The sequence below is a fragment of the Comamonas badia DSM 17552 genome (assembly GCF_000484635.1).
In the GTDB taxonomy this organism is placed as follows: Bacteria; Pseudomonadota; Gammaproteobacteria; order Burkholderiales; family Burkholderiaceae_C; genus Comamonas_C; species Comamonas_C badia.
Genome location: NZ_AXVM01000001.1, coordinates 551,410 through 573,768, shown reverse-complemented (window position 1 = coordinate 573,768; position 22,359 = coordinate 551,410). Strand labels below are relative to the sequence as shown.

The window sequence follows — 22,359 nt, the reverse complement described above, 5'->3', positions numbered from 1 at the left end:
CGCAAGCCTTGCAAACGCTCGCTACTCAGCCGCTGGAGCAAGGCGCCACCGCCTTGCTTGCCGTCCTTGGCTACCGCAGCGACAAAACCGCCGATTTGGGGCATGACGCTGAAGCCCTGCTATCCAGCATCGAGCAATTCCGCCCCGAATCGGGCGCCATTGACCGCGCCAAGGTACAGGCCAGCCGCTGGAAATCCTGCGCCTTCCTGTTCCAGCTCAGCAACGACGAAATCCCCTCGCTGGCCATGGACCAAGCGCCCTTGGGCGCAGACGGCACGCTGGAGCAGGGCCAGATGGAGTCCTTCGTCTTTCTTGCCATTGAGCTGCAAGGCGAGCCATGGACGCGCACCGAGCTCGCCGCCATCACCCGCGAGCTGAACAAGCGCTTTCCCATGCCTGCCATCCTCTTGTTCCGGCACGGTGCCTTGCTTTCTCTGGCCGTGATCGATCGGCGTGCACACCTGCGCGACGCCAGCCGCGACGTCATTGACAGCCGCATCACCGTCATCAAGGACGTGCGCCTGGGCAGCCCGCACCGCGCGCACATCGACATCCTGGCCAGCCTTGCGTTGGCTAACCTTGGCGACAAGCGCAGACCCAGCAACTTCCGTGAGCTGTACGACGCCTGGATCACCACGCTGTCCACCGAAAAGCTCAACCAACGCTTCTACCAGCAACTCGCCTGGTGGTACCTGTGGGCCAGCAAGGAGGTGGACTTTCCCCAAGGCGGCGGCGCCAAGCGCAATGAGATTGGCGTGATTCGCCTGCTCACGCGCCTGATCTTCGTCTGGTTCATCAAAGAGCGCGGCCTGGTGCCCCAAGCCCTGTTTGAGCGCGACAGTCTGAAAAGCCTGCTCAAGCAGGCGCCCGATGCTGCGCCTGACGACAGCACCTACTACCACGCCATCCTGCAAAACCTGTTTTTTGCCACCCTCAACCAGGAGATGGGCAGCGAGCGCCGCTGGGCCAAAAACGGCAGCGGCATGAAGGGCGACTACCTCATATCGCTGGTGTATCGCTATCAAGAGGCTTTTCGCCAACCGGCCAGCGTGCTGCAAGAGCAGTTTGCCCAGGTTCCATTTCTCAACGGTGGCCTGTTCGAGTGCCTGGACGAGCAGCTGACCGAGCAAGACCTGGTGCGCCGCCCCGAGCTGAAAAAGCTGGCCGTGCAGGAAGGGCAGGGTTGGGTGCTGCGCATCGATGGCTTCTCGCGCCGCGCCGACGCACAGGCCCAGGTGCCCAACAAGCTGTTTTTTGGCGGCACCGACGACGCCCAGCTCAACACCGACTTTCAGACCCGTGGCAAACGCTACCCCGTGCAAGGCCTGATCGACCTGCTCGACAGCTACAAATTCACCGTCGATGAAAACACGCCGCTCGATGAAGAAGTGGCACTGGACCCCGAACTGCTGGGCAAGGTGTTTGAAAACCTGCTGGCCAGCTACAACGAAGACACCAAGACCACCGCGCGCAAGCAGTCCGGCTCCTTCTACACCCCGCGCGTGGTGGTGGACTACATGGTGGACGAGGCGCTCATTGCCTACCTGGCGCGCCAGCTGCAAGCCGTGCCCGCCCATCACCCGGGGGCGGGCAAACCGGCACAGTCGCGTCGCCCCGTCAATGAGGTGCTCGCCCTGGGCGCCGGCCCCGGCGAGCTGGACTTGCCCCCGCCTGCAGCCACCGCGGCGCAAAACCCAGCTGCCCCAGATGCCATGCCCGATGGCGGTGAGCAAGCCCGCTTGCGCCAGCGCCTGCGCCGCCTGCTCTCGCACGCCGACACGGGCCACGACTTAAGTGCCGCCCAGGCCGATGCCCTGGTGGCCGCCATCGAGCACCTCAAGGCCTTTGACCCGGCCTGCGGCTCTGGCGCCTTCCCCATGGGCATCCTGGCCAAGCTGGTGGTGGCGCTGAAAAAACTCGACCCCGACAACCACCGCTGGCGCGCGCAAAACCTTAGCCCCCTGCAAGCGCGCCTGGCCCTCGCCAAAAAAACGCCCGACCCCGTGCAGCGCGACCAGGAAATTGCCGACGCCGAAGCCGCGCTGAACAAACACAACAAAGACTTTGCCGACCCCGCCTACGCCGACTACACACGCAAGCTCTACCTGATCGAGAAGTGCATCTTCGGCTCCGACATCCAACCCGTGGCGGTGCAAATTGCCAAGCTGCGTTTCTTCATTGCCCTCATCGTCAGCCAGCCCATCGACAAGGCCAAGCCCAACTGGGGCATTACCCCACTGCCCAACCTGGAGACAAAAATTGTCGCCGCCAACACCTTGTTTGGCGTGCCCCGCCAGGGCGCCCAGGCCTCGCTGCTGGACGACCCGGCCATTGCCGAGAAAGAGGGCGAGCTGCGCGACGCCAATGCCGCCTACTTCGCCGCCCGCAGCCGCGCCACCAAAAAGCGCCGCAAGCAAAAAGTGCAGCAGCTGCACGAAGAACTGGTGGCCCTGCTGCAGCGCGACGGTTTTGTCACCGCACAAGACGCCGAGCGCATGGCCCGCTGGAACCCGTTTGACCAAAACCGCTTTGCCGACTTTTTTGACGTTGAATGGATGTACGGCCTGCCCCGCGCCCAGGACGGCACCGAGGCCGTTTTTGACATCGTCATCGCCAACCCGCCCTATGTGCGGCAAGAAGAGATCAAAGAGCTCAAGCCGCTGCTGAAAGATGTGTACCAGTACGACTGCTACACCGGCACCGCCGACCTGTTTGTTTATTTCTACGAACGCTCGGTCAAGCTGCTCAAGCCCCACGGTGCGCTGTCGTTCATCACCTCGAACAAGTGGTACCGCACAAAGTATGGTGAGAACCTGCGCCAATTCATGGCCACGCACACGCGGCTGCACAGCATCATCGACTTTGGCGACGAAGCGGTGTTTACCGCCATTGCGTACCCCACCATCGTGATTGCCACGCGGCGAGAGAAGCCGCTTAATCCGCCTCCCGTCACCGACCAAGTGCGCACGTTGAACTGGACTCAGGAACACCTCGTTGAAGAGTTTCCCGCAGTGTTTCAAGCCGTTGCTTTTGATGTGCCGCAAGAAAAATTAACGAAAGCTGCTTGGCAGCTGGAGCCTGCAGGGAAGCGGCAACTGTTGGAGCGCATAGTCAGCACCGGAACGCCTCTACGAAAATATCTTAGTGCCAGAGTTTCGCGGGGCATCACGACCGGTTTGAACGAGGCGTTTGTCATTGATGGCAAGACACGAGCAAGGCTGATCGCGGAGGATGCAGGCTCGTCGGACGTCATTAAGCCGTTCTTGCGTGGGAATGATGTGAAGAGGTGGAAGGCGCAGCCAGAAGACCTATGGCTCATCTTTTCAAGAAGACCGTTCCCCATAGGTCAATACCCAGCCATAAAGAAATACCTATCCGCCTTCAAATCCCAGCTCATGCCCAAACCAGATGGTTGGGACAACAAGCGCAATGGGGAATGGATGGGGCGAAAAGCAGGCAGCTACGAATGGTTCGAGATTCAAGACAATATTGCGTATTGGCAAGAGTTTGAACGGCCAAAAATTGTCTCTACGAAGGTATCCATCGAACCGACATTCTCACTGGACGAGAAGGCGCATTACCTGGGCAACACAGCCTATTTCATTCCCGCAGGTGAGGAGCGACTTTATCTCCTGGCGTTGCTCAACAGCAGCGTATCTGCTTACTACGCCAGAGGGCGTTTTGTTGGAAAGCAAAATGGCTACTACGAAGTGCAACCGGAAGCGCTGGAGGCTTTCCCGATTCCTTCGGCAACCGCCCAGCACAAGATGGTGCTTGGTGTCGCAGCCAACTGCGTTTTAGCGACCAGTGACCCGAGGTACGAGCAACTCATCAACGGCCTCGTCTTCGAACTCTTCTTCCCCGACGACCTGCACCACGCCAATATCCGCCTGTTCGATGCCTGCGAGCAGGCCGGGGTAGCCAAGCTTGCCAGCCTGGAGGGCCAAGCCCTGGCCAGCGCCGCGCAGCATTTGGCGGATCGCATTTTTGCCAACGATCACCCGATCTACGCCCAGCTTTTTGACCTGCAGGCGCTGCCGGTGGTGCGCATCATCGAGGGTAAGGAATGAGCGGGCAGGCGGCAGAACCGGCGGCGGTGGCTGCCGCCCAGCCCTTGCGCATCAAGCGCCTGACGCTGACCGACTTTCGCGCCTTTCCGGGCACCGAGCATTTCGATCTGGACGGCAAAAACCTGCTGGTCTATGGCGAAAACGGTGCGGGCAAGTCGTCGATCTTTCACGCCCTCAATGGTTTTTTTGCACTCAAACCCGTGCGGGCGCTGCGCGAACACAAAAACGTGTTCTCGGGCAAGCCCGACGGTGAGTGCAAGGTGGCGGTGGAATATTCCAACGGCGATGCACCCGTGGAATGGACGGTGGCAAAACACCCCTGCGTCAATACCCGGCGGAGACCGGCGGGTGACTGGTACCAGTATCTTTTTGGTAATGCGGACTCGCGTACGATCTCCACGGCGCTGCGCAGCAGTTGCCTGGACTACCGGGCCTTGCTCGATACCAACTACCGGCAAGGCAGCGGCCCTATCAATCTGTTTGCCATTGCCGTCGAGCATCTGCTGCGCGACTACTCGGTCACAGTGTCGGGCGGCAGCACGTCCACCCTGGGCAACCTGTGGGGCGCGGTGCTGGCCGGCATGCCCAGCAGCCACACCAGCGCAGCCCTTGCCCGCATCAACCAGGCGTGCGTTGACTTCAACACGGCCTTTCGCGGTGCCTTCCCAGCGCTGGTTCCGCTGATCAATGAGTTGATGCAGTTGCTGGGTTGGCAGGACGTGGAGCTCAAGGGTTTCAACACGCCGGGCCTGACCTACAACCAGGTCCGGCTCAAGCAGAACCGCGCGGTGGATGGCCAGCAGTTGATGCCCGAGCTGAGCTTTCGTAACCACGCATTGCCGACGCCGCAGCTGTTTTTGAACGAAGCGCGGCTGTCGGCCCTGGCCTTGGCGATCTACCTGGCCGGCCGCCTGGCCTGCACGCCAACGGCCGAAGCCACGGCGCTCAAACTGCTGGTACTGGACGACGTGTTGATTGGCCTGGACAACTCCAACCGCACCCCGGTGCTGGAGGTTCTGATGCACAAATTTGCTGACTGGCAGGTGGTGCTGCTGACGCATGACCGCAACTGGTTTGACCTGGCGCGCAACCATCTGCCGCACGAGGACTGGCGTTGCTACGAGGTGTACGAGGGCGATAGGCAGGCGCAAGCGCCGATGCCCATCGTTTACCAGACGGCGAATCGCCCTGCCCAAGGTTTGCTGAAGAAAGCGCGTGAGCTGCTGGAGACTCAGTACGTCGAAGCAGCCGCCAACTACACGCGCCAGGCCTTTGAGCTGGGCGCCCGCAAGGCGTGTGAGATCAAGAAGATTGAAATGCGTTACTGCGTTGATCCAAAGACGCATCAGGCGCAGGATTTTTTGGACAAGCTCAAGAGTTGGCCCGGCTCCAGGGCGGTAACGAAGAAGGAATGGGATGCAGTCATCAAGCGCTTGGAGATGGCCAAAACCGTGGTGCTCAACCCATATTCCCACGCTCTTGCCCCAAACATTCCGAAACGCGAGGTGGAGGCGGCGATTGATGCCGTGAACGGATTTCTTGATCTGGTGGCGCGCAGGCGACAGTGAATCCTTGGCTGTGACCCAGCGCCGAAAGCCCCCATCCCAACCTTCCCCCAGCGGGGGAAGGAGTGCGAGACTCATTGAAAATCAAGCCAAATTGGCCTCTGGAGCCCAGCCATCAGGCGCAAACAGCTATTGTTTTTGAATCATGTCTGACCAACCCGTTTTCGATTTCGAAGTCCCTGATGCGGACGATTCGCTGGCCAGCTACGCCCAGCGCGCCTACCTGGAATACGCGCTTTCCGTGGTCAAGGGCCGCGCACTGCCCGACGTGGCCGATGGGCAAAAGCCGGTGCAGCGGCGTATCTTGTATGCCATGGAGCGCATGGGCCTGGGCTGGGGCGGCGCGGGCGGCAACGTGCCCGCGCGGCCGGTCAAGAGTGCGCGCGTGGTGGGCGACGTGCTGGGGCGCTTTCACCCGCATGGCGATTCAGCCGCGTACGACGCGATGGTGCGCATGGCACAGGATTTTTCGCAGCGCTATCCGCTGATCGACGGGCAGGGCAATTTCGGCAGCCGCGATGGCGACGGCGCGGCGGCCATGCGCTACACCGAGGCGCGGCTGGCCAAGATCACGCGCCTGCTGCTCTCGGAGATCGACCAGGGCACGGTGGATTTCGTGCCCAATTACGACGGCTCGACCGAGGAGCCGCGCCAGTTGCCCGCGCGCCTGCCGTTCGTGCTGCTCAATGGCGCCAGCGGCATCGCGGTGGGCCTCGCGACCGAGATTCCCAGCCACAACCTGCGCGAGGTGGCCGAGGCCTGCGTGGCGCTGGTGAAGAACCCCAGGCTGGGTGATGACGAACTCTTTGCGCTGCTGCCGGGGCCGGACTATCCGGGCGGCGGGCAGATCATCAGCAGCGAAAGCGACATCCGCGCGGCGTATGAGAGCGGGCGCGGCAGCCTCAAGGTGCGCGCGCGCTGGCGCGTCGAGGACCTGGCGCGCGGCCAGTGGCAGCTGGTTGTCACCGAACTGCCGCCGGGCACCTCGTCGCAAAAGGTGCTCGAAGAGATCGAGGAGCTGACCAACCCCAAGGTCAAGGCCGGCAAGAAGGCGGTGACGCAGGAGCAGAACCAGCTCAAGGCCACGATCCTGGCAGTGCTGGACGGCGTGCGCGACGAGTCGAGCAAGGATGCGGCGGTGCGCCTGGTGTTCGAGCCCAAGAGCCGCACCATAGCTCAGGATGAACTGGCCAACACGCTGCTGGTGCACACCAGCCTGGAGACGTCCAGCCCCATCAACCTGACCGGCATAGGCCTGGACGGGCGGCCGGTGCAAAAGCCGCTGCGGCGGATGCTGGAAGAGTGGATCGAATTTCGCCAGCAGACCATCACGCGGCGCAGCGAACATCGCCTGCAAAAGGTGCTGGAGCGCATCCATATCCTTGAAGGGCGGCAGCTGGTGCTGCTCAACATCGACGAGGTGATTGCCATCATCCGCCAAGCGGATGAGCCCAGGGCGGCGCTGATGGCGCGCTTCAACCTGAGCGAGCGCCAGGCCGACGACATCCTGGACATTCGCCTGCGCCAGTTGGCCAGGCTGGAAGCCATCAAGATCGAGCAGGAACTCGCCGAGCTGCGCAAGGAGCAGGGCAGCCTGGAAGAGGTGTTGGCCAGCCCGGCCACGCTGCGCCGGCTGATGGTGCGCGAGATCGAGGCGGACGCCAAGGAATTTGCCGACGCGCGCCGCACGCTGATTCAGGCCGAGAAAAAGGCTGTGGCCGAGGTCAAAGTGCTGGACGAACCGGTGACTGTGGTCGTCAGTGAAAAAGGCTGGGCGCGCACGCGCCAGGGCCACGGGCACGACGCGGCGGGCTTTGCCTTCAAGTCGGGCGATGCGCTCTATGGCACCTTCGAGTGCCGCACCGTCGATCAATTGCTGGTTTTCGGTGGCAACGGGCGCATCTACAGCGTGCCGGTGGCGCAACTGCCCGGCGGGCGCGGCGATGGCCAGCCGATCACCACGCTGATTGATCTTGAATCAGGGTCCGAGGTGCGGCACTACTTCGCCGGGCCCGAGAGTGCCGTGCTGCTGCTCTCCGGTTCGGGCGGCTACGGTTTTCTGGCGCGCGTGGGCGACATGCTCTCGCGCAACCGCAGCGGCAAGGCCTTCATCGGCCTGGCCGAGGGCGAAACGGTTTGCCACCCTTCATTGGTGGTGCTGAATTCAGATGAAAATACGCCTCCGGGGCTTGATGGGCAAGCGCCAGCAGCTATCGGGAGCATAGTGGCTACGCATGTAGCCTGCGTGACCACGGGCGGGCGCATCCTGACGTTTGCGCTCGATGAATTGCGCCACATGGAAAAGGGTGGCCGGGGCCTCACGCTGATGGGGCTGGAGCCGGGCGACAGCTTGGCGGGTGCGGCGGCTTATGTGCGCAGCGTGCGCATCACCGGCGTCGGCCGTGGCGGCAAGCCGCGCGAGGAAACGCTTGAAATCCGCAGCCTGAACAACGCCCAAGCTGCGCGCGCGCGCAAGGGCAAGCCAGCCAATTTCGGCTTCAAGCCGCACGCTGTCGCACGGGTGCAGTGATGGGAATGCAGGATGTTTCCACAGCCGAACTGGCGCTGCTCATCATTCTGGCGCTGGCCAGTGCGCTGCTGGGGCGCTGGGCCGGCGCACGCTGGCGCGCGCGGCGCCACGAGCGCCAGGAGAAGGCCTTGCGTGCCAAGGAAAGCAGGCAGGCGCGGCGCGCGCGCGAACGCCGAGAGCGCCGTTGACCTGTGACGCCTGTGTTACGGCATCAGGGGATTACCGACTGGACAATGCGCGTTTTTGGACGCTCTAATGGGCGCTTGATAAAAAAATGAGCAGGAGAAATTCATGAAGGGTTTGAGTATTGCCCAGAAGCTCTGGGTCGCGGTAGCCGTCATCGTCATCGCCTTTGTTGCGGTCGTCGCGGGCGCGGGCTGGCGCTCGGCGCAGACGTCGGCCGCGGCCAATGCCTTGAACGATGAGATGATGATGCGCGTGAAGACGGCCACGCGCTGGATGGGCCTGACGGAGACCAATGCCGCACGCACGCTGGCCGTGGCGCTCAGCACCGAGGCGCCGGTGGCCAATGTTTTCAAGGAGGCGATGGCCGCGACGTCCGCACAGATCACCGAGAGGCAAAAACGCCTGGAAGGCCTGAATCTCTCCGACGCCGACCGTGCCGCGATGCAGCGCGTGGCCGAGGCGCGCAAGAACATGCTGGCGATGCGTGCCGCGGGCGCCAAGCTCAAGGAGGCGGGCGACAACGACAAGGCAATGCAGTTCGTGCTGCAGTCGTACGTGCCGGCCTCGGATGCGTATCTGAAGGCGCTGGGTGATTTCGTGCAACTGCAGGAGACCACGGCTGATCAGTCGCGCCAGGCTGCGGCCGCGGCGAGCATGGAGACCGTCAAGCTCGCGGCGGTGGCCGTGGCCATTCTGCTGCTTGGCAGCATCGTGGGCGCCTATTACCTCATCCGCAACATCCGTCAGCCGCTGGATCAGGCCAACGGCATGGCCGGGCGCATCGCCAAGGGCGACCTCACCATGCGCGCGCAGGATCTGACGCGCGGCGATGAGTTGGGCGTCTTGATGCGCTCACTGGAGGCCATGCGCGGATCGCTCGCCGGCATGGTGCAGCAGGTGCGCGAGAGCAGCGACAGCATTGCCGTGGCCAGCGCCCAGATTGCCGCTGGCAACCAGGACCTGTCGGCACGTACGGAGTCGGCCTCCAGCAGCCTGCAGGAGACGGCCGCCGCCATGGAGGAATTCACCAGCACCATCCAGCAGAGCGAGAGCACCGCGCGCCAGGCCAGCCAGCTGGCGAGTAGCGCCAGCGCGGTGGCCCAGCAGGGCGGTACGGCTGTGACCGAGGTGATCTCCACCATGGGCGATATCCAGACCAGCAGCCGCAAGATCGCCGACATCATCGGTGTGATTGACGGCATTGCGTTCCAGACCAACATCCTCGCGCTGAACGCGGCCGTGGAGGCGGCGCGCGCCGGTGAGCAGGGCCGGGGCTTCGCCGTGGTGGCCAGCGAGGTGCGGGCGCTGGCCGGGCGCTCGGCCCAGGCCGCCAAGGAGACAAGGAGCTCATCAACTCCTCGGTCGAGCGCGTGGCAGAGGGCTCCCGGCAGGTGCAGGGCGCGGGCGAGACCATGCAGGAGGTGGTGCAATCGGTGCAGCGCGTGGCCGACATGATTGGCGAGATCACCGCCGCATCGGCGCAGCAGAGCGCAGGCGTCTCCGAAGTCAATCAGGCCGTGGGGCAGCTGGACCAGGCGACGCAGCAGAACGCAGCGTTGGTCGAGGAGAGCGCGGCGGCGGCGCAGAGCCTCAATGAGCAGGCGCAGCACCTCACGCAGGTGGTGGGCGCCTTCCGTACCGACGGCGCCCCGCCGGCGCCCCGGGCCACAGTGCCCAGGCCTGCGCCTGCCAGGCTGGTGGCTGCCGTAGCGCCACAAGTTGCCAGGAAGCCTACGCCCGTCAAGCTGGCAGCGCCTGCACCCAAGGCGTCGACGGCCACCGCAAGCGAGGGCGATTGGGAGAGCTTTTAGCCTGCGCGCCAGCAGGCCAGGCCATGGGTGTTTACCATCGCAGGTCTGTTCGTTGATCGCGCAAGGAAGGCTCCATGGCCCAGCAAAACATTGTCATCATCATCAACGCTGCGCCGCACGGCAGTGAGCGCTGCACGTCCGGTTTGCGCGTGGCCGGCGCCCTGGCGGCGCGCGCGGATGTGGCGCGCCTGCATATCCTGCTGATGTCGGATGCCACGGTGGCGGCGCTGCCCCATCAGAAGGACAACGCCGGCAATCTGATCCAGACGCTGGTGCAAGAGCTCGCCAGCGCCGACAACGCCAGCGTGCACATGTGCCGCAACTGTGCGTTGGCGCGCGGGCTGATCGATCTACCGCTGATCGAAGGGGTCACCGTCGCCACGCTGTCGGAGCTGGGTGACTGGGTAGCCGCTGCCGACAAGGTCATCACGTTCTGATGTTCAGCTGATCTCCGCGATCAGCTCGATCTCCACACAGGCGCCCAGCGGGATCTGCGCCACGCCAAAGGCGCTGCGTGCGTGCTTGCCGGCTTCTCCAAACACTTCGCCCAACAATTCGCTGGCGCCATTCGTCACCAAGTGCTGCTCGGTGAAGTCGCCGGTGGAGTTCACCAGGCTCATCACCTTCACGATACGTTTTACGCGGTTCAGGTCGCCGCCGCAGGCCGCCTGCAGCGTGCCCATGAGCTCGATCGCCACATTGCGCGCGGCGGCCTTGCCTTCTTCGGTGCTCAGGTTCTTGCCCAGCTGGCCGGCATAGGGCTTGCCGTCCTTGCGCGCGATGTGGCCGCTCAGGAACACGAGGTTGCCGGCCTGCACCCAGGGCACGTAGGCGGCGGCGGGCACGGCCACCGGGGGCAGGGTGATGTTGAGTTGCTTGAGCTTGTCGTAGGCGTTCATTGGAATTTCCCGGTCGAAAACCGAAAGTGTTGCACAGGTAGCATTGCGCCTCATGCGTGAGAGCCGCACCCTTGCGATGCACCGTTCCGTCTGGCCGCTGCCGGCGCTGATGTGCGGCTGGCTGCTGGGCACCGCGGTGCAGTTGCAGCAGCAGCGGCTGGATGCGGCATGGGTGTACGGCGTGGCGGGCTGCACCGGGGTGCTGCTGGCCTGGCGTGCGTGGCGCCGGGGCGCTGCGGGCATGCGCCGCACGGCCGTGCTTTGGCTGGCCGGCGCCTTGCTGGCGTGGGGCAGCTGCGGCATGCGTGCTGTCGGGTACGCGGGTGAGGCGCTGGCGCCTGCGCTGGAAGGTGTCGATCTGCGTGTGACCGGCGTCATCGCTGCCATGCCGCAGCAGCGCGGCAATGGCGACGTGCGGCTGCGCCTGGCGGTGGAATCGGCGCAGCAGGAAGGCGCCGCGGCGCGGCTGCCAGCGTTGCTCGACCTGACCTGGTACGCCGGCCATTTCGGCCGCGGGGAGCGGCCGGTGCCGCCCGTGCGGGCGGGGGAGCGCTGGCAGCTGACGCTGCGGCTGAAGGCGCCGCATGGCGCGCGCAACCCGCATGGCTTTGACTACGAGCTGTGGATGTGGGAGCAGGGCGTGCAGGCCAGCGGCTATGTGCGCGCCAGCGAGCGGCTTGACGCCCGCCTCGGTGCGCCGCGGCGCCTCGCCGCCACCTGGCAGTACCCGGTGGAGCAGGCGCGCCAGCGGGTGCGTGATGCCATCGCGCGGTCGTTGGCAGGCGATGGCGCGCAGGATGCGGCACGCGAGCGCGCCGCGGGGGTGGTGGCGGCGCTGGTCACCGGCGACCAGAGGGCCATCGATCGCAGCGACTGGAGCCTGTTTCGCACCACCGGCGTGGCGCACCTGATGAGCATCTCCGGTCTGCACATCACCATGTTTGCCTGGCTGGCGGCGGCGCTGCTGGGCTGGCTCTGGCGGCGCTCCAGCGCCTTGTGCCTTGCGGCGCCGGCACCCTCGGCGGCGCTGGTCGGAGGCGTGCTGCTGGCGGGCGCCTACGCCCTGTTCAGCGGCTGGGGCGTGCCGGCCGAGCGCACGCTGCTGATGCTGGCCACGGTGGCGTTGCTGCGCCTGTCCGGGCGGCACTGGCCCTGGCCGCAGGTCTGGCTGCTGGCCTGCGCGGTGGTGCTGGCGTTTGACCCGTGGGCGATGCTGCAGGCCGGCTTCTGGCTCAGTTTCGTCGCGGTCGGGATTCTTTTTGCTACGGATAGTGAAGCTGTCAGCGCAGACCGGAAAAGCGCAAAAGCCCGATTTGTCTCCATGCTCAAAGAACAGGCACGCATTACCGTGGCGCTGGCGCCGCTCACGCTGCTGCTGTTTGGGCAGGTTTCGGTGGTGGGGCTGCTGGCCAATCTGCTGGCGATCCCCTGGGTGACGGTGCTGGTCACGCCGCTGGCGATGGGGGGCGTGCTCTGGGCGCCGCTGTGGCAGGCGGCGGCCTGGTGCGTGCAGATGCTGTCGTGGTGGCTGCAGTGGCTTGCCTCATGGCCCATGGCGCAACTGACGCTGGCGCAGGCGCCGTTGTGGGCCGGGATGGCGGCGGTGCTGGGCGGCGTTCTGCTGGTGCTGCGCCTGCCCTGGCGGCTGCGCGCGCTGGCGCTGCCGCTGATGCTGCCGGCCTTCTGGTGGCAGCCGCCGCGCCCTGTGCCGGGGCAGTTCGAGGTGATGGCGATCGACGTGGGCCAGGGCCAGGCGGTGCTGGTGCGCACGGCGAGCCACAGCCTGCTGTACGACGCCGGGCCGCGCTACGGCGACACGGGCGATGCCGGCCAGCAGGTGATCGTTCCGTTGCTGCAAAGCCTGGGCGAGCGCCTGGACAGGCTGGTGCTGAGCCATGACGACAGCGATCACACCGGCGGCGCTGCCGCGGTGATGCAGCAGCAGCCGCAGGCGCAGGTCATGGGCTCGCTGGCTGCAGGCCATCCCTTGCAGAAGCTGCGCGCGATCACGCCCTGTGTGATGGGGACCGAGTGGGAATGGGATGGCGTGCGCTTTGCAGTGCTGCATCCTGCGGCCGGTGCAGCCGAACGGGCGGATGAGGGCGGCAGGCGGCCTTCGACCAATGCGCGCAGTTGCGTGCTGCAGGTCCGTGCCAGCGGCGGCACCCGTGCGCTGCTGGCGGGCGATATCGAGCGACCGCAGGAGCTGGCGCTGGTGCAGTCGGGCGCAGACCTGGCGGCGGACCTGCTGGTCGTTCCGCACCACGGCAGCAAGACATCGTCGAGCGATGCATTTCTGGATGCCGTGCAGCCCGCGACGGCGCTGGTGCAATCCGGCTACCGCAACCGCTTCGGGCATCCGGCGCCGGTGGTGGCGCAGCGCTACAGCGAGCGGGGCATTGCGCTGGTGACCACGCCCGCTTGCGGCGCCGCCACCTGGTCTTCGTGGCAGCCTGCGGTCACTTGCGAGCGCGAACGGTCCCGGCGTTACTGGCACCATCGTCCGCAGCAGGATGCCGTCGAAGAATGACCGGCGCGGTCAAAGGAAGCGGGCGATCCCTTGCACGTCCTCAGGAAAGAGTTGCCCCATCTCCGACATGACGACGCGCCCATCCTTGCCGCGCACGCAGGTCACCGGGATGGCCTTGCCGGGCTTGGGCAGCACGCGCTCGATTTCGGGGGTGTTGAACCCCGTGGGGTAGGTGTAGCCGCGCTGCACCATGTACTTGCGCGCGTCCTCGATGCGCTTGTCCACCGACAGGCCGAGCATCTTCAATCCATGCGTGCGCTGCGTGTCCCACAGTTTCTGGATATCCGGCGCCTGCGCCGCGCAGAAGGGGCACCAGCTGGCCCACCAGTAGATGAGCACCACCTTGCCCTGCGCGTCCGACGCCTTGAACAGGCTGCCGTCCAGCAGTGCGGCGTCGGGTAGCGGCAAGGGCGCGCCGATTGCGGGCAGCGGCACCTCGGTCGCGGCGCGTGCCAGCGGCAAGGCAGCCAGCGGCGCGGCGCCCAGCGTGGCGAGCAGGGTGCGTCGGTCCATCGGCGTGTTTTTCGTGGGCTCAGAAATCCAGATCTGTCTGGATGGCGGCGATACCGGCGCGCGCGCAGGCATCATCGGCCTCGCCGCCCGGCGCGCCCGAGACGCCGATGGCACCGACCAGCGTGCCGCCGGCCTCGATGATCCGCCCCCCGCCCACGGCGACCACGCGCGGCAGGTGGCGCAGGCCCGAGAGCCCCTGGTCGGCCTGCGTCGCCCGGCTGAGGGTTAGCGTGTCGAGCTTGAACGCGATCGCCGTGTAGGCCTTGCCGCCGGCCGTCTCCGGGGTGTGCATGCCCGCCAGGCGCTCGCGCAGCATCACCAGCGGCGTGCCCGTGCGGTCGAGCACGGAAACGGCGACCTGAAAGCCCTTGGCCGTGCATGCCTGCAGCGTGGTCTGCGCCGCGCGCAGGGCGGCCTGCGGCGTCAGCGAGCGCATCGCGAAGGTGGCGGATTCCTGCGCCACGGCAGCCGAACACGCGGTGGCCAGCCAGGCGGCGCACAGCAGGCGGGATGTGAGGGTTTTCATGCGGGACTCCTTGCGTGCGGGGCGGGGTGTTTCGTTCCCGGGCATGGCCGATGATAGGGCGGTCACCTCCATCGTGCTTGGCCGCGTCCGGCAGAACGGGCCCGGGAGAGTGGCAGGCATGGCCCGCCGGCCCGGCAAGCCGCCGTCATGCCAATGCCTCGACGCCGCGCAGCGCGGCGTCCAGCGCGCCTGCGGCGTAGCCGGGATGGGTGGGTGAGCATTCACTGGCGATGGCGATCAACCGGCCGCTCCATGCGCCCGCATCCGCCGTCGTCGGCGGCCGGGCCGCGTGGTGCTCGTCGGCGGTCTGGTCTTGCGCGGTGGCCGTGCAGGGGTCGGCGGCCCAGTCCTTCAGGTATTCGGCCCGCGGCGCCCCTGCGGCATGGCCGAACAAGCGCACGAGCTGGGCGCGGCAGTGCGAGCGCAGCGTCTCTTCGGGAATCCGGCCGCGCAGCGCGGCTGGAATCCCCAGGAAACCGAACAGCGCCGCCAGGCCATCGGGCGCCGAGGCGTCGTGGATCTCGGCCATCGGCCCCATGGCGCTGCGCGCTTCGCCGGACAGATCCTGTTCGCGCCAGAACGGCGCATCGAACACCGCCACGTACTTGGCATGCGGCGCCATCCAGGTGGTGCAGCCCTGCCACGCCCGAGCCAGCGTATCGGGCAGCGCGGGGGTGCAGGCGATGGTGCCGGCGGCAAGGCGCGGGGGCACGGCCAGCAGCACCTGCGCCGCCCGCCAGGCGGCCGCTGGTCCGTCAGGGCCCTCGGTCTGCACTTCGATGTGCCCGCCGCTGTGGATCAGGCGGCGCACGCGGCACCCCGTGACCAGCCGCTGCGCCGCGAGCCGCCCGCGCAGTGCTTCGGTCAGCGTGTCCATGCCGCCCGCCAGGCGCACGGCGGCAGGATCGGAGCGGTAGCCGGCGACACGCCGCGGCGCGTACTGCCCCGCGGGTTCAAGCAGCATGTCGCCGTCCTCATGCTGCGCGACGGTCGTGAGGCCGAGCCTGTCCACCAGGCGCGCCAGCGCTGGCTGCATCATGGGCCAGAACCAGGTGGCGCCCAGGTCGAACCGGTCCGCAGCCGCGGATGGCTCGGACAGGATGCGCCCGCCGCACCGATCGCGTGCCTCCAGCAGCACGTAGTCGTGCATGCCGCGCGCTTCAAGCAGCGTGGCCGCATACAGGCCGCTCAGGCCGGCGCCGACGATGGCGACCTGCACGCCCGGCATGGCTCAGGCCGCCTCGCGCAGGTGCGCCACCGGTCGCGCCGGGTCACTGCACCATTCGCTCCAGCTGCCTGCGTACAGCGCGCCTTGCGGGTAGCCCGCCAGTTCCATCGCCAGCAGGTTGTGGATGGCGCTCACGCCGCTGCCGCACTGGTGCACGACGGTGGCTGGGTCGCGCTGCCGCAGGATGGTGGCGAATTCCGTGCGCAGCGCGGCGGCGCTCTTGAAGTGGCCGTCGGCCGTGAGGTTGTCCATCCAGGGGCGGTTCAGGGCGCCGGGGATGTGGCCTGCCACCGGGTCTAGCGGCTCGATGTCGCCGCGCCAGCGCTCGGCGGCGCGTGCGTCGAGGAGGGTTTGATCCGCCCGCCCCAGGCGCGCCAGCACCTGCGTCGCATCGACCAGGGTACGCAGTGGTTTGCCCGGCTTGAAGTGGCCAGGCGCGCGCGGCGCTTCTTCGTTCCGCGCGCTGGTGCCGCCCGAGGCTTGCCACGCGGCAAGGCCGCCATCGAGCACGGCCGCCGCATCGTGCCCCAGCCATTTCAGCAGCCACCACAGCCGCATGCCGGGCATGGACCCGTTGCGGTCGTAGACCACGGCCTGCATGCCGTTGGAAAAGCCGACGCTGGCAAGCCAGGCGCTGAAGCGCTCGCGCGTGGGCAGCGGGTGGCGCCCGCCCGAGACGGCCGGTCCGCCGGCGGCGCTCAGATCATGGTCCAGGTGCGCGTAGAGGGCCCCAGGGAGGTGCGCCGCGTGGTAGTCGGCGATCCCTTTTTGCGGGTCGGCCAGATCGAAGCTGCAGTCGAAGACCATCAGCGGCGCGCCGCTGCGGACCAGGGTTTGAAGTTCGGCGGCTGAGATCAAATGGGTATGGGGCATGTCAATCCTGGGGCAGTGGCGCCTTGCTGCCGCCCGAGCGCAGCCAGCCGGCGGCAATCGCGCTCACCACGATGATTGCCATGCCCAGCCACGCCATGAGCGGCAGGTAGTCGCCAAACACCAGCATGCTGTAGATGCTGGCAAAAATGAGGCCCGAGTATTGCAAATTGGCCACCAGCAGCGTGCCGCGGCTGCTGGATGCGCGCGAGAACGCCATGGTCATGCACAGCTGCCCGCCGGCCGCCAGCAGTCCCAGCGGCAGCAGCCAGAGCGCGGGCCAGCCGGGGAAGCGCGACATTCCGCTCGCCCCCATGGCCGCCGCGCCGGCGATGGTGCAGCCCAGCGCGAAGAAGAACACGGTGCGCGTCTCCGGCTCGCCCAGGCGCGACAGTGCCACCACCTGCATGTAGGCCAGCGCCGCGCCCATCCCGCCCAGCAGCCCGACGACGGCGGCAAAGCCCTGGTTGCCCTGCACCGTGGGGCGCAGCATCAGAATGACCCCGGCAAAACCCAGCAGCACGCAGACCACCAGCGCCATCGGCACGGGCGGGCGGTCCTGCCCCGGCGTGGGGCGCCAGGCCAGCAGCGCGCCGCCGACGATGAAGGCCGCGATCCACACGCTGCTCATGTAGCCAAAGGTCATCGCCGTCGGCAGCGGCAGATAGATGATGGCGTAGAAGGACGCGCCCAGCGAGAGCACGCCGATGAAGCTGCGCCAGGCATGCATGCCGGGGTAGCGGGTCTTGAGCGTGATGCCCTGCTGGCGCGCCAGCCACCACAGCACCAGCATGCTGATGATGCCGCGCCAGAACACCATCTCAAACGCGTTGAAGTAGGGCGCCGCGAGCTTGACGCACACCCCCATGCTGGCAAAGAAGAAGGCCGCGAGGACCATCCAGAGCGCTTGCATGGGTTTGGTGTGAAAAATGGCTGTAACGCTTGTCTGGTATGCGTTAATAGCTATGGTTTTGGGTGGTCAAATGACGAAATGATCGTCGGCTGGCGCCGACATGACGAAATGACGGGGGGCTTTCGTCATGCTGCCGCAAGGCGCGCCATCGAACGCAGCGAGGTCATTCGTCAGACAGGCTGTCGCCCATTTTGGCGCGGTACCAGCAGTGAAAGTGCTGCATGCCGTCTTCCATCGGGCTCTGGTAGGGGCCGACCTCGTTCACGCCGCGTTCCATCAGCGCGCGCCGGCCGGCGTCCTCGCGCTCGCCGATCTCGTCGTCTTCGATGGCGGTTTCCATGTAGGCGGCCTGCTGCGCCTCGATGAACTCGCGCTCGAAGGCGTGGATCTCTTCGGGGTAGTAGAACTCCACCAGGTTCAGCGTCTTCTGCGGTCCCACCGGGTGCAGCGTGGAGACGGTGAGCACATGCGGGTACCACTCCACCATGATGTGCGGGTAATAGGTCAGCCAGATCGCGCCGCGCTCGGGCTTCTCGCCACCACGGTAGCGCAGCAGCACCTCGTGCCAGAGCTTGTAGGCATCGGTGCCGGGCTTGCCGAAGGTGGGCGCCACGCCCACGGTCTGCACCGAATATTCGCGCCCGAACTGCCAGTTCAGATCATCCACGGTGACGAAATTGCCCAGGCCCGGGTGGAAGGGCCCGACGTGGTAATCCTCCAGATAGACCTCGATGAAGGTCTTCCAGTTGTAGTTGCACGCGTGCAGCTCGGCGCGGTCGAAGACGTAGCCGTCAAACGAGAGATCGGCCGCCACGCCCATGCCGGCCAGGTCGGCGGCGATGTCGCGCCCGTTGTCCTCGAACAGCAGGCCGTTCCATGCGCGCAGCGTCCAGGCATCCAGGTTCAGCCCGGGGTTGCTCGGGAAATGCGGCGCGCCCAGCAGCCTGCCGTCGCTGGCGTAGGTCCAGCGGTGGATTGGACAGACGATGTTGCCGCCCGCGTGGCCCTTGCCTTCGCTTTTGAGGTTGCCCTGGCCGCTGAGCATGATCGCCTGGCGGTGGCGGCAGCAGTTGGAGATGAGCTGCACCTGCCCCTGCGGGCTGCGGATCAGCGCGCGGCCGTCCTTTTCCTGCGCCAGCACGCGGTAGTCGCCGGGTTCGGGCACATGCAGCTGGTGCCCGACGTAGCGCGGGCCGGGCGCGAACAGGCGCGCGCGCTCCTGCCGGAACAGCGCCTCGTCGAAATAGCTGGATACCGGGAGTTGGCTTGCGGCCTGCTGCAGTTGAAGACTTAAATCAGACATCGATGTCCTGACCTATGAGTCTGTTCATGACCAGACTCCAGCCTCTACAGGGAGGTTGCGCGTGGCATGCACGGGCGAAAAAAATGAAACCGGCCGGGCATGGGCTGCCGGAGCCGGTTGGCGCGAGAGGGGCGATTATAGAGGCGGCCGCGCCGCGCCCGGCCGGGCCGCCGCGGCCTGCCCCCTAAAATCACGGGATTGCGCATCTGCCGCCATTGATCCGTTTCATTGTTTTCATGCCCAAGGCCGCCCCTCCTTCTCCCGACGTTCCCACCAGCTACGAAGCCGCGCTTCAGGAGCTTGAGGCCCTGGTGGGCCGGATCGAGGCGGGGCAGTTGCCGCTGGAGGAAATGCTCGCTGGCTACCAGAGGGGTGCGCAACTGCTGCAATTCTGCCGCTCCCGGCTCGAAGCGGTTCAGGGCCAGATCCAGCTGCTCGATGAAGGCGCGCTCAAGCCATGGACCGTCGAGTGAGCGTGGCAGACGTGCAGGGCCTGGACATGGGGCGCTGGGTGCGCAGCCAGCAAGAGGCCGTCGAGCAGGCCTTGGTGCGCTGGGTGCCCGAGCGGACGCCCGCCGACCTGGGCGAGCCGATGCGTTATGCGGTGACGGGTGGCGGCAAGCGCCTGCGCCCGTTGTTGGTGCTGGCGGCCTGCGAGGCGGTGCAGGGCGACCCGGACGCCGCCCTGCGCGCCGCCTGCGCGGTGGAGCTGATCCACGCCTATTCCCTGGTGCACGACGACCTGCCTTGCATGGACAACGACGTGCTGCGCCGCGGCAAGCCGACGGTGCATGTGGCCTACGGCGAGGCGCGCGCCTTGCTGGCGGGTGACGCGCTGCAGGCCTTGGCCTTCGAGCTGCTCACGCCCGCGCAGGGTGTGCCCGCTGCCACGCAGGCCGAGCTGTGCCGCCTGCTGGCGTGCGCCGCGGGGGCGCAGGGCATGGCCGGTGGGCAGGCGATCGATCTGGCCAGCGTCGGCCGTCGGCTGAGCGAAGAGCAGCTGCGCCAGATGCACCGGCTCAAGACCGGGGCCTTGCTGCAGGCCAGCGTGCTGATGGGCGCGGCCTGCGGCGTGATCGCCAGGCGCGCCCGCGAGGCCCTGGCGCGCTATGGCGCCGCGCTCGGGCTGGCATTTCAGGTGGTGGACGACATTCTGGACGTGACGCAGGATTCCGCCACCCTGGGCAAGACGGCCGGCAAGGATGCGGCGGACGACAAGCCCACCTACGTGGCGCTGATGGGCCTGGAGGGCGCACGTGAACATGCCGGCCAATTGCTTGAGGAAGCCCAACAGGCATTGGCAGCCAGTGGGCTTGCCGATACCCGGGCGCTGGCGGCGCTGGCGCAAATGGTGGTACACCGTACGCACTGAGGGTGTGAAAGAATTTGGATGAAAAATGGCTCTGGCGCCCACCCATGCTGCGCTGATAGCTATCGAAACAGGATATGACGACGACGAATTTCCCGCTGCTGGAACGCGTGAACGACCCGGCTGACCTGCGCCAGCTCTCGCGCGCCGAGCTCAAGACCCTCGCCGATGAGCTGCGCGCCTTCGTGCTCGAAAGCGTCTCGCGCACCGGCGGCCACCTCTCGTCCAATCTGGGCACGGTGGAGCTCACCATCGCGCTGCACAAGGTGTTCGATACGCCCGAGGACCGCCTGGTCTGGGACGTGGGCCACCAGTCCTACCCACACAAAATCCTCACCGGCCGGCGCGAGCGCATGGACAGCCTGCGCCAGCTCGGCGGCATCTCGGGCTTTCCGATGCGCTCCGAGAGTCCCTACGACACCTTTGGCACCGCGCATTCCAGCACCAGCATCTCGGCGGCGCTGGGCATGGCGCTGGCGGCGCGCCAGAAGGGCGAAAACCGCCACTGCATCGCGGTGATCGGCGACGGCGCGATGACGGCCGGCATGGCCTTCGAGGCGCTGAACAACGCCGGCGTGGCCGACTGCAACCTGCTCGTCATCCTCAACGACAACGACATGAGCATCAGCCCGCCGGTGGGCGCGCTCAACCGCTACCTGGCGCAACTGATGAGCGGGCGCTTCTACGCCAAGGCGCGCGACGTGGGCAAGAACGTGCTCAAAAACGTGCCGCCGCTGCTGGAGCTGGCCAAGCGCATCGAGCAGCAGGCCAAGGGCATGGTGGTGCCGGCCACGCTGTTCGAGAACTTCGGCTTCAACTACATCGGCCCCATCGACGGGCACGATCTGGATTCGCTGATCCCCACGCTGGAGAACATCAAGGAGCTCAAGGGCCCGCAGTTCCTGCATGTGGTGACCAAAAAGGGCCAGGGCTACAAGCTCGCCGAGGCCGACCCGGTGGCCTACCACGGGCCGGGCAAGTTCGACCCGCGCATCGGTCTGGTCAAGCCCGCGACGCCGCCCCGGCAGACCTTCACCCAGGTGTTCGGCCAGTGGCTGTGCGACATGGCCGAGAAAGACCCGCGCCTGGTGGCCGTCACGCCCGCGATGCGCGAGGGCTCGGGCATGGTGGAATTCCACCGGCGCTTTCCCGGCCGCTACCACGACGTGGGCATCGCCGAGCAGCACGCGGTGACCTGCGCGGCCGGCATGGCCTGCGAGGGACTCAAACCCGTGGTGGCGATCTATTCCACCTTTCTGCAGCGCGGCTACGACCAGCTCATCCACGACGTGGCGCTGCAGAATCTGCCCGTGGTGTTCGCGCTGGACCGCGCGGGCATCGTCGGCGCCGATGGCGCCACGCATTGCGGCGCGTTCGACATCGCCTTCGTGCGCTGCATCCCCAACATGGCCATGGCCTGCCCGGCGGACGAGCGCGAATGCCGCCAGCTGCTCACCACCGCGTTCGAGCAGAGCCACCCCGTGGCGGTGCGCTATCCCAGGGGCGCTGGTGTGGGCGTCCAGCCGCTGGCGGAGCTCACCGGCCTGCCGTTCGGCAAGGGCGAGCTGCGCCGCGAGGGCGCGCGCATCGCCATCCTGGCCTTCGGCACGCTGCTGTACCCGGCGCTGGAGGCGGCCGAGCGACTCAATGCCACGGTGGTCAACATGCGCTGGGCCAAGCCGCTGGATACCGAACTGCTGCTGCAGATCGTGCGCGGCCACGAGGCGCTGGTCACTGTGGAAGAAGGCGTGGTCATGGGCGGCGCCGGCAGCGCAGTCGCCGAGGCGCTGGCTGCCGTCGGCATCACCAAGCCGCTGCTGCAGCTGGGTCTGCCCGATGCCTTTGTCGAACATGGCGACCCCGCCCGCCTGCTGGCGCTGCAGGGGCTGGACGCGGGCGGCATCGAAACCGCGGTGCGCCGGCGCTTTGAGGCGCTGCTGGATGGCGGCAAGGGCCTGAGGGCCGTGGCCGCGAGGGCGTAAGGCGGCTGTCCTGCGCGCGGCAGGACTATGGATACCCCTAGGATGAACTGGGCGGCGACGCGAC

General features: G+C 66.5%; 17 protein-coding genes and 1 pseudogene. 10 read left to right on the top strand and 8 right to left on the bottom strand.

Features of this window, described 5'->3' with window-relative positions:
• Positions 1-119: 119 nt before the first annotated feature.
• Positions 120-821 carry a hypothetical protein gene (locus K320_RS19195; protein ID WP_211236082.1) on the bottom strand — a complete coding sequence of 234 codons (702 nt, stop codon included), beginning with the start codon at positions 819-821 and terminating at the stop codon, positions 120-122.
• Between K320_RS19195 and K320_RS17955 the strand changes: the two genes are divergently transcribed.
• The 6 genes and pseudogenes from K320_RS17955 (at position 756) to K320_RS0102770 (ending at position 10,599) form a co-directional block, all read left to right on the top strand.
• Positions 756-4,070, top strand: a complete 3,315-nt coding sequence (locus K320_RS17955; RefSeq protein WP_211236081.1) for an Eco57I restriction-modification methylase domain-containing protein — start codon at positions 756-758, stop codon at positions 4,068-4,070. The genes K320_RS19195 and K320_RS17955 overlap by 66 nt on opposite strands.
• Positions 4,067-5,638, top strand: coding sequence for an AAA family ATPase (locus K320_RS0102790; RefSeq protein WP_024537362.1), 1,572 nt, complete (start codon positions 4,067-4,069; stop codon positions 5,636-5,638). Before K320_RS17955 ends, K320_RS0102790 begins: the two co-directional genes overlap by 4 nt.
• Positions 5,639-5,780: 142 nt before the next feature.
• Positions 5,781-8,165, top strand: a complete 2,385-nt coding sequence (gene parC / locus K320_RS0102785; RefSeq protein ID WP_024537361.1) for a DNA topoisomerase IV subunit A — start codon at positions 5,781-5,783, stop codon at positions 8,163-8,165.
• Positions 8,166-8,170: 5 nt separating this feature from the next.
• On the top strand, positions 8,171-8,353 hold the full coding sequence (locus K320_RS0102780) for a hypothetical protein (RefSeq protein ID WP_029695745.1): 183 nt from the start codon (positions 8,171-8,173) through the stop codon (positions 8,351-8,353).
• A 103-nt stretch (positions 8,354-8,456) separates the two neighbouring features.
• Positions 8,457-10,162, top strand: a pseudogene (locus K320_RS17950) (methyl-accepting chemotaxis protein).
• Between the two features lie 74 nt (positions 10,163-10,236).
• Entirely contained in the window at positions 10,237-10,599 is a 363-nt protein-coding gene (locus K320_RS0102770; protein ID WP_024537359.1) for a DsrE/DsrF/TusD sulfur relay family protein, read from the top strand.
• 3 nt (positions 10,600-10,602) lie between these two features.
• Here the strand turns inward: K320_RS0102770 and K320_RS0102765 are convergent, their stop codons facing one another.
• Positions 10,603-11,061: a RidA family protein gene (locus tag K320_RS0102765; RefSeq protein ID WP_024537358.1), complete on the bottom strand. Its 459-nt coding sequence runs from the start codon at positions 11,059-11,061 to the stop codon at positions 10,603-10,605.
• Between the two features lie 52 nt (positions 11,062-11,113).
• On the opposite strand from K320_RS0102765, the gene K320_RS0102760 reads away from it, so the two are divergent.
• The gene (locus K320_RS0102760) at positions 11,114-13,591 is read left to right on the top strand and encodes a DNA internalization-related competence protein ComEC/Rec2 (RefSeq protein ID WP_245593808.1); all 2,478 of its coding nucleotides are present in this window, start codon (positions 11,114-11,116) and stop codon (positions 13,589-13,591) included.
• 9 nt (positions 13,592-13,600) lie between these two features.
• Here the strand turns inward: K320_RS0102760 and K320_RS0102755 are convergent, their stop codons facing one another.
• The 6 genes from K320_RS0102755 to K320_RS0102730 form a co-directional block, all read right to left on the bottom strand.
• Complete coding sequence (locus K320_RS0102755) at positions 13,601-14,104, bottom strand: TlpA family protein disulfide reductase (protein ID WP_024537356.1); 504 nt, start codon at positions 14,102-14,104, stop codon at positions 13,601-13,603.
• 19 nt (positions 14,105-14,123) lie between these two features.
• The gene (locus K320_RS0102750) at positions 14,124-14,630 is read right to left on the bottom strand and encodes a GlcG/HbpS family heme-binding protein (RefSeq protein ID WP_024537355.1); all 507 of its coding nucleotides are present in this window, start codon (positions 14,628-14,630) and stop codon (positions 14,124-14,126) included.
• A 145-nt stretch (positions 14,631-14,775) separates the two neighbouring features.
• Positions 14,776-15,858, bottom strand: coding sequence for a flavin monoamine oxidase family protein (locus tag K320_RS0102745; RefSeq protein WP_024537354.1), 1,083 nt, complete (start codon positions 15,856-15,858; stop codon positions 14,776-14,778).
• A gap of 3 nt (positions 15,859-15,861) precedes the next feature.
• Positions 15,862-16,731, bottom strand: a complete 870-nt coding sequence (locus K320_RS0102740) for a sulfurtransferase (protein ID WP_024537353.1) — start codon at positions 16,729-16,731, stop codon at positions 15,862-15,864.
• Position 16,732: 1 nt separating this feature from the next.
• A complete protein-coding gene (locus K320_RS0102735; protein ID WP_024537352.1) occupies positions 16,733-17,641 on the bottom strand; it encodes a DMT family transporter in 909 nt (302 codons plus the stop codon).
• Positions 17,642-17,804: 163 nt separating this feature from the next.
• Positions 17,805-18,944, bottom strand: a complete 1,140-nt coding sequence (locus tag K320_RS0102730) for an aromatic ring-hydroxylating oxygenase subunit alpha (protein ID WP_024537351.1) — start codon at positions 18,942-18,944, stop codon at positions 17,805-17,807.
• A 236-nt stretch (positions 18,945-19,180) separates the two neighbouring features.
• On the opposite strand from K320_RS0102730, the gene xseB reads away from it, so the two are divergent.
• The 3 genes from xseB (at position 19,181) to dxs (ending at position 22,295) form a co-directional block, all read left to right on the top strand.
• Positions 19,181-19,417: an exodeoxyribonuclease VII small subunit gene (xseB, locus tag K320_RS0102725; protein ID WP_024537350.1), complete on the top strand. Its 237-nt coding sequence runs from the start codon at positions 19,181-19,183 to the stop codon at positions 19,415-19,417.
• 26 nt (positions 19,418-19,443) lie between these two features.
• Positions 19,444-20,316: a polyprenyl synthetase family protein gene (locus K320_RS0102720; RefSeq protein ID WP_029695743.1), complete on the top strand. Its 873-nt coding sequence runs from the start codon at positions 19,444-19,446 to the stop codon at positions 20,314-20,316.
• 74 nt (positions 20,317-20,390) lie between these two features.
• The gene (dxs, locus tag K320_RS0102715) at positions 20,391-22,295 is read left to right on the top strand and encodes a 1-deoxy-D-xylulose-5-phosphate synthase (RefSeq protein WP_024537348.1); all 1,905 of its coding nucleotides are present in this window, start codon (positions 20,391-20,393) and stop codon (positions 22,293-22,295) included.
• Positions 22,296-22,359: the final 64 nt, after the last annotated feature.